Consider the following 8112-nt stretch of genomic DNA (forward strand, 5'->3'; position numbering starts at 1 on the left):
ACAACTATAGCTACAGTCACTTGAATGAGGACAAATCAAACCCCAAGAATTGAGTGGCGGCGCTTCGCGCCGCCACTCAATTCTTGGGGTTTATGTCCTAATACACTTGGCGACAGCTATAATTGCACCCAGCTACCTATATCGATAGTTCATTAGCCGAAAATCATTGCTGATCAAGCAATACCTTTTTTTAGAACTGGTATAATCTAGGGTTTCTGGGATAGTCGATATTCATCCACGATTCATCCACGATTCATCCACGAAATAGCATCAATAGAACTGTAAGAAAGATATATGTGTATTCAAGCGATCAAATCCATTGATTTACGCGGTGTTCCCTGTCCGCTTAGTTTTGTGCGTGCTAAATTACACCTCGAAAAACTAGAAGCAGGACAACTGCTTGAGGTTCTATTAGACGGTGGCGAACCGATCGAACAGGTTCCAAATAGCTTGATTTCCGATGGTCATCAGGTCAAAGGGATTGAAGAACGCGATCGCTTTTTTGCTTTGACAGTCCAGAAAGCATGATGAAGTTTGTCCTATGTTGGCTTTAGAAGGTACAGTTTTGGCTGTGCAAGCCAACTTTTATCGGGTGATGTTAGACCAAGCTTATCGTTTAGAGTTGCTTGATGAATCTGGGCAAATCTTTAGTCAGTTTGTTAACGAACTACTCTGTACGCGCCGCGCCCGCCTCAAAAAAATTGGACAACAGATCTGCGTTGGCGATCGCGTCATAGTTGAGGAACCTGATTGGCAAGGGAGAAGGGGAGCCATATCAGATGTATCAGTTCGTCGTAATTTACTAGATCGTCCCACCGTAGCTAATGTCGATCGCATTTTATTAGTTTTTTCTTTAGCCGAACCGAGCCTCGATCCGCATCAGCTAAGTCGCTTTTTAGTTAAAGCGGAAAGTACTCAAGTTGAAGTTTTGCTGTGCCTAAATAAACGGGATCTCGTTAGCGATCAGATGTGGGAACTATGGCGCGATCGCCTCCAATCTTGGGGATACGAAGCGATCGCCATTAGTACCTATACCCAGCAAGGAATCGATCAACTGGCAACCTATTTGCAGACAGGTGTAACAGTAGTTGCGGGACTTTCAGGTGTAGGTAAGTCCAGTTTGATCAATTTGTTGATTCCCGATTTACAGGTTAGGGTGGGCGTAGTCTCCCAACGTTTAGGACATGGAAGGCATACTACTCGCCATGTAGAGTTATTTGCCTTGCCCGCAGGAGGCTATCTGGCTGATACCCCAGGATTTATGCAGCCTAATTTGACAGTTACCCCTCCCGAATTAGCCAATTGCTTCCCCGAAGCAAGACAAAAATTAGCCTCAGGCAATCACTGTCATTTCCATAATTGTTTGCATCGTCTCGATGAGCCCGATTGCGTGGTGCGTGGAGATTGGGAGCGATATGATTATTATTGTGCCTACCTAGAAGAGGCGATCGCCTATCAGCAGAAGTTGAAAAATACCGCCAATGCGGATGCTTCGCTCAAGATAAAGGATGTCAGTGAGGGAAAGCATCAGCAGGAGCCCAGATTGCTCAAAAAGCGTTATCGGCGAGAGTCTCGGCGCAGCGAACATCAAAATCTAGATACCGATGATCGCTAGGCAATCTTTATATGTAATTGAGCCTAAGTAGCTGGGCATAATTAAAACCCAGAATCAAAACCTGTAGCGCACGCTGCGCGTTCGCTACAGGTTTTATGGTTTTATATTTAATTGCACTTAGCTACTTAGCTAATAAATAAAACACTTTATGGAGTTGGTATTAAGTTTTTGCAAGGAACGATATAGTAGCTAGTAAGCTTCATGCTTATTACCCAAACGAAGGTCATATCTAAGTTAGACATGAAAAAGTATATTTCCCTTGCTGCTGGTTTAGTCTTGTTTGCTGTCAGTGCTTGTACCCCATCTACACCCGTAGCTGATAAGTCAACTCCTCCTACCGCAGCATCTACAGATAAATCCGCTGACAAGCCCGCTGACAAGCCCGCTGACAAACCAACCAGTTCTGCCGACCCCAAAGCAACTACAGCATCTACTGCTACCACTGGTTGGCAAGATTACAAATCATCGGCTGGGAAATTTAGTATCCAAGTACCTAGCAAGCCTCAGGAACAGTCCCAAGATCAGAAAACTGACGTTGGAACGATCAAGCTCAATATGGTGATTGCAGAGTCAAATGATTCGGGATATTTTGTCGGCTATGCTGACTTCCCGAACAAAGCAATTAATCCTGCTGATGTCCAAAAAGGTTTAGGCGATGCTGTTAAAGGCTCCGTTGCTAACCTGAAAGGTGAGATTAAATCGGAAAAAGAAACCACACTAGGAGATATTCCATGCCGCGATTTTGAAGCGGGTGGTAAGGTACAATCGACGGATGTATCGATGAAGGGGCGTTTCTGTCTTGCTGAAAATCGACTTTATCAAGTATTTGCTCTAGGTGCTAAAGACAAGATTGTCGCCGCAGATGTCGATCGCTTTATTACCTCTTTTAAGATTGATAAGTAACTGACTTACTGGTGACTTACTGGCAAGTAAATGTTTTGCTCGTCATATTTTGCTCTTCATATATAGCTGACGCTAGTCTTGTGAGGACACAATTACAGCAATTATCGCTCAAACGAACCACAAGGTAATTTTTAAAAGCGTTGCGCAGCAACGCTTTTAAAAATTACCTTGGTTTGGGTTTGAGCGATAATTGCTGTAAATCCCAAAAGACAAATGGCGGCGCAAAGCGCCGCCATTTGTCTTTTGGGGATAAATTATTTTAAACATCTTCATACTCATCTTCATCATCCTTTGTCAGGTAATTACAGAGCCCTAAAAGTATAGCTACGGCAGCAACTGAAAATATCTGAGAACCATCCCCAGCGTGCCAATACTTAAACGCATCCGCCTGCCCAGAAACTATCACCAATAGGGCTACTCTTAAGGAATTTACGATAAAAGCGATCGCGATTGCCGCAGGAAACATAATCCACATATGAACCTTGGATACGGGAAAAACCAAGACAAACATAAGCGTAATCCTTAGCAACATTAAGATTGGTGGTAAACCCGCACATCCTCTTGCAACTTCCACCGCTCCAAATTGGCTAACAATGGTAATTCCATTTTGCACAACCTTCACGCCACTGTACCACAGGGCACTATTGGCAAATTGGGCAGTAAACACATTGACAGGAATGACTTTTTCAATAGCTGCGAATAGAAAAGCGACAGGAATACCTAGGGTCGCCGCTAGCAGTATTGGCTGCCAATATTGCTTTAGTCCTTTCCATCCCGAACCAATCAGCGCTACCCCAACCGTTGCCATAACTGGTGTCAAGATAAATAGAATATCAGTAGTTCTGCGGGTCAGGAGACTTTTAAGCAATACCCAAATAATTAGCAAAGTACCAATAGCGATCGCCGATGGGGTGCTTTCAAATTTGAAATTTGAACGATTGCGGATCGCTAAGAGTAAGGCAACCGCCCAAGTCAAGATCTGAATAGCAATTTCGTCAATATTTTCACCTAGCCTGACCACAAGGGTAATGTTGATCGCAATAAAACTCGTCCATATAGCTAATAGCCAAAACTCTAATTTTCTTGTGGCTTTGTGGAGAGAATCTTGCAAGTTGCTGAAATTACCGCGCAAAATATGATCGAGCATGGCTAGTCCATAAAAATAGAGGTGACCTATGGTGTCGCCTCTATTTTATAACCCATAGTTCTAGAATATTTCTAAATACAGCAACGTAAGGTTTGCTTAGGACAAAATTAAAGCCCAAAAGAGAAGGTTGACGCAAGTGCCAACCTTGTCTTTTTCTCTTTTGCATAAAACCCTAAAAGCTAGGGCGTAAGCTGCGCTTGCACCACAGCTTTTAGGGTTTTAATGATAACCAACTACTTAGAGAATATTGTTTAGAGAATATTGTTTAGAGAATATATAGAAGTAGAAACAAAACAATCCAGACAATGTCCACAAAGTGCCAGTATACCGAAGCTGCCTCAATACCGAAATGACTGGTGCTGCTATAATGCCCAGTTTTGAGCGATCGCACCAGAACTCCAGCAATTAAAGAAAGCCCAATAATTACGTGAAACCCGTGAAAGCCAGTTAGCACGTAAAAAGTACTCGCAAATAGATTGGTAGTTAGCCCAAACTCTAGATGCTGATATTCATAGATCTGACCAGCAATGAAAATTGCACCCATCACAAATGTTGCCAGAAACCATAACTGAGCGGCTTTAACCTTATTTTCTTTAATCGCACTATCGGCTTGATGAATTACGAAGCTACTGGAAACCAGAATGATCGTGTTAATTCCTGGCAATAGAAGTTCGAGTTCTGGCGTGCCCTCAGGCGGCCATGATGTGGCGACGGATCGGAAGGTGAGATAGGCTGCAAATAAACCAAAAAACAACATTCCTTCCGAGATCAGGAAAACAATCAAGCCAAAAACCCGTAAATCTGGATGTTCGGCATGGGCTTCGGCTGCATCGGCATGGGCTGCATCTGCTGTGACGACTGTATTAGGAGCGATCGATCCTTGCATAGATTAATGGTTGGATAAAGGAATAAGTAAGGCTTTGGTTTTTCATCTTGACGTGAGCGAGATGAAAAGCTCTATATACGAAATATGCACGAAATTTGACAGCTAAGCGATGGACTGAGCGGCTTCAATCGCCTCTTGGCGAGCTTGCTTGTATTCTTCGCCATAGTCATAGGGACCATTCAAGAGAACGGGTTCGCCAACCCAGTTATGGGGAATTGGTGGAGAAGAAGTTGTCCATTCCAATGTCAAAGCATTCCAAGGATTATCAGGAGCTTGCTCGCCTTTGAACCAACTGTAAACAGCATTGATCACGAAAGGTACTGTGGAAATTGCCAGAACAAAAGCGCCAATGGTGCAAATGACATTAATTGGTGCGAATTGGGGATCGTACTGAGCAACTCGACGGGGCATCCCTTGCAAACCAAGAATATGCATAGGACCAAAGGTTAAATGCATCCCAATAAAGGTAAGGACAAAATGCACCTTGCCCCAAAACTCATTCAACATGCGCCCAGTCATTTTCGGAAACCAGTGATAGAGTCCTGCGTAAATACCAAATACGCTGCCGCCAAATAAAACGTAATGGAAATGAGCGACAACAAAATAGGTGTCATGAACGTGAATGTCAATTGGAGTCGAGCCGAGCATAACTCCGCTTAAGCCCCCGATTAAGAAGGTGGAGATAAAGCCCATGGCAAAGAGCAAAGGACTTTCTAAGCGCAATTTACCGCCCCAGAGCGTAGCTACCCAACTAAATACCTTGATCCCTGTCGGTACTGCAACCAAGAGGGTTGCCACCATAAAGAATACGCGCAACCAGTCGGGTGTGCCACTGGTAAACATATGGTGCGCCCATACGAATAGCCCCAAAGCACAAATCATCATGCTTGAATAAGCGATCGCTTTGTACCCAAAAATTGGCTTGCGGCTGTGGGGAGGAAGGACTTCAGAAATGATCCCAAATACGGGCAGCACCATCACATAGACCGCAGGATGGGAATAAAACCAGAATAGATGCTGGTATACGACGGGATCGCCACCACCAGTGGGGTTAAAGAAATTTGTGCCAATCAATAGGTCAAAGCCCAGTAGCACCATTGCCCCAGCCAATACTGGCGTAGCTAAAAGTGCGAGTACTGACGTTGCCATCATTGCCCAGCAGAATAGAGGCATACTAAACAGATCCATTTCTGGCATCCGCATCGCCCAGATCGTAACGATGAAATTTACGGCTGCCAAAATTGATGAAGTTCCCACCAAGATGATGCTCAGAATCCAGATTGCTTGACCAACATGCTCATTGGTCAAAATGCTCAAAGGTGGATAGGCTGTCCAACCCGTAGAAGCGGGACCAAAAAAGAAGCTACTCATTAGCAGTAGTCCCGCAGGAATCGTTAGCCAGAAGGCGATCGCATTCAAACGGGGAAAAGCCATATCCCGCGCCCCGATCATTAAGGGGATTAGATAATTGCCGAATCCACCTGTTACCGCAGGAACGATCCACAAGAAAATCATTACCGTGCCATGCATGGTAAACAGACTATTGTAAAAAGCGGGATCGACCAGATCGGAATCAGGTGTGGCAAGTTCAACGCGCACTGCCGAGGCAAGTGCTCCACCGACCAAATAAAATACAAACGAAGTAACGAGATATTGAATGCCGATCACCTTGTGATCGACGCTGAATGTAAAGAATTCCCACCAAGGAGTCTTTGGCGGTTCTGCGCCCGAAGTACTCGAAGCTTGGGTTGGATTGAGGGTTTGGGTCATAGAAAATTTGGTGATTGATGATTGGGTTTTTAGCTTTTGGCTATTAGCTATTGGCTTTTAGCTTTTGGCTGTTTACTTCTTACTTCTTGGGTTTTACTTCTTGCCCGTTATTTCTTACTTGCCATCTCCATCCCTAAATGCATTACTTTCCCTGCCAGATATTCGCGATCGGACATGTGGGAAGTGGGACTTGAAGCGACGATCGCTTCGGGATCGTTGCTAGCAACTTCCTGTTGCTCTTTTAGCCATGCTTGGTAGTCCTCTGGTGTATCAATTACCATCGTGGTACGCATTCCGCCATGGTAGGAACCACATAATTCTGCACAGACTACGGGATATTCACCCACAACACGAGGTGTAAACTCTAGAAAAGTTTCCCGACCAGGAATTACATCTTGTTTGATGCGTAATTGGGGAACCCAAAAAGCATGGAGAACGTCAACCGCAGTCATGTTTAAGCGGACTTTTTTGCCTACAGGAACGTGGAGTTCCGCTGTGGCAATTTCATTGGGATAGTTAAAAATCCATGCAAACTGCATTGCACTAACATCGATCGCAACTACATCATCCCCACCCGCTGGCATTGTTCCTGCCATTAATGTGCCATCACTATTAGAGGATGCAAGGGTTGCTTTTGATGCAGGCATACCCCCCCTTTCGTGTTTTGCTACAGTTTGATGCATTCCACCATGAGCCATGGCATCAAGATTTTGAGAACCTTGCATGGCGGTATAGACATCAAAACTATAAATGGCTACCCACATCACGATTACGGTGGGGATAGCTGTCCAGACGATCTCAAGGCTTAGATTTTCATGGATTGCTGGTCCATCGGTGTCGTCCCCTTGGCGGCGACGGAATTTAACGATGGAGTAGATCAAAACTCCTTCGACAATCAAGAAAAATCCAAAGGCGATCGCAAGGATCGTGTTAAACAGCCCGTCGTACAGAACTGCTTCGTCACCTGCGGCGACTGGTAGCAAACCATTGTTGCGCGCGTACCAGATGCTAGCTGCAAAAACCAGCCCAATGATGACGACCACTGAAATTAAGTTATTTTTTTTCATGGTTAGGTTGCCCTATCGTGCTGCTCCTATATAGTGGATCTGGGTCAAGTGGAGCTTATTAGCAGCTCATTTTCTAAATAAGGACAGATTGACATATTGTCTATCTTGCATCTATTTCCCAAATACGGGGTATTTGTTTGTAATCTTTTAGCAATTTCTTTGGGATCATGCTGAAATAAGTCTTTAAATGCCGTCGATTTCGTTATTAAATGCTTGTGCAAAATAAATTACCAAAGGCCGTGAAGTTGCGCCCCAACGGGGCGCAACTTCACGGCCTTTGGTTTGTAATTAATTATGCCTAGCTACTTATCCAAAAATCTACTTCATAAAAGCCATCGCCATCATCACGAGCATACTCACGCTTAGAGTGACAAACAGTTTGACGCTTATGACCAGAAGACTGCGCCCAACAGTGCCGACAGTGGACGGTCATTCGCCATTGTTCCCTTGCCTCTGCCTTGATTCCCCCGCCGTCTTGTAGGCGAGCGTGTGGCGCTTGTCCTGATGGTAATGATTATCCAAGTGGACAATGCCATCCCTGCGGATGCAGGATTTTTAATAACCATTAGCACGCTTGCTCATCTATAGCTATAACCAAATAAGTTAAGACATAAAACCCAGAAGAGTGTTGCGGCGGCGCTTCGCGCCGCCGCAACACTCTTCTGGGTTTTGTTTTTGTCCTAACATAACTGGCTACTGCTATAAAAATTCGAGCGATATAGAT

Annotated in this window: 7 protein-coding genes; 3 read left to right on the top strand and 4 right to left on the bottom strand. The window is 44.6% G+C overall.

Annotated elements, in window-relative coordinates:
* Nucleotides 1-294 precede the first annotated feature (294 nt).
* The 3 genes from AC805_RS14600 (at nt 295) to AC805_RS14610 (ending at nt 2518) form a co-directional block, all read left to right on the top strand.
* Nucleotides 295-528, top strand: coding sequence for a sulfurtransferase TusA family protein (locus AC805_RS14600; protein WP_009629625.1), 234 nt, complete (start codon nt 295-297; stop codon nt 526-528).
* A 13-nt stretch (nt 529-541) separates the two neighbouring features.
* The gene (rsgA, locus tag AC805_RS14605) at nt 542-1615 is read left to right on the top strand and encodes a small ribosomal subunit biogenesis GTPase RsgA (protein WP_055076096.1); all 1074 of its coding nucleotides are present in this window, start codon (nt 542-544) and stop codon (nt 1613-1615) included.
* A 201-nt stretch (nt 1616-1816) separates the two neighbouring features.
* A complete protein-coding gene (locus AC805_RS14610) occupies nt 1817-2518 on the top strand; it encodes a hypothetical protein (protein ID WP_055076097.1) in 702 nt (233 codons plus the stop codon).
* Nucleotides 2519-2777: 259 nt separating this feature from the next.
* Here the strand turns inward: AC805_RS14610 and crtA are convergent, their stop codons facing one another.
* From crtA to AC805_RS14630, 4 genes are all read right to left on the bottom strand, one after another.
* Nucleotides 2778-3665 carry a cyanoexosortase A gene (crtA, locus tag AC805_RS14615; RefSeq protein ID WP_055076098.1) on the bottom strand — a complete coding sequence of 296 codons (888 nt, stop codon included), beginning with the start codon at nt 3663-3665 and terminating at the stop codon, nt 2778-2780.
* A gap of 265 nt (nt 3666-3930) precedes the next feature.
* Nucleotides 3931-4551 carry a heme-copper oxidase subunit III gene (locus AC805_RS14620; protein ID WP_055076099.1) on the bottom strand — a complete coding sequence of 207 codons (621 nt, stop codon included), beginning with the start codon at nt 4549-4551 and terminating at the stop codon, nt 3931-3933.
* 102 nt (nt 4552-4653) lie between these two features.
* Nucleotides 4654-6321, bottom strand: a complete 1668-nt coding sequence (ctaD, locus tag AC805_RS14625; protein WP_055076100.1) for a cytochrome c oxidase subunit I — start codon at nt 6319-6321, stop codon at nt 4654-4656.
* 107 nt (nt 6322-6428) lie between these two features.
* A complete protein-coding gene (locus AC805_RS14630) occupies nt 6429-7388 on the bottom strand; it encodes a cytochrome c oxidase subunit II (protein WP_055076101.1) in 960 nt (319 codons plus the stop codon).
* Nucleotides 7389-8112: the final 724 nt, after the last annotated feature.

This window comes from Pseudanabaena sp. 'Roaring Creek', from assembly GCF_001402795.1.
GTDB lineage: Bacteria > Cyanobacteriota > Cyanobacteriia > Pseudanabaenales > Pseudanabaenaceae > Pseudanabaena.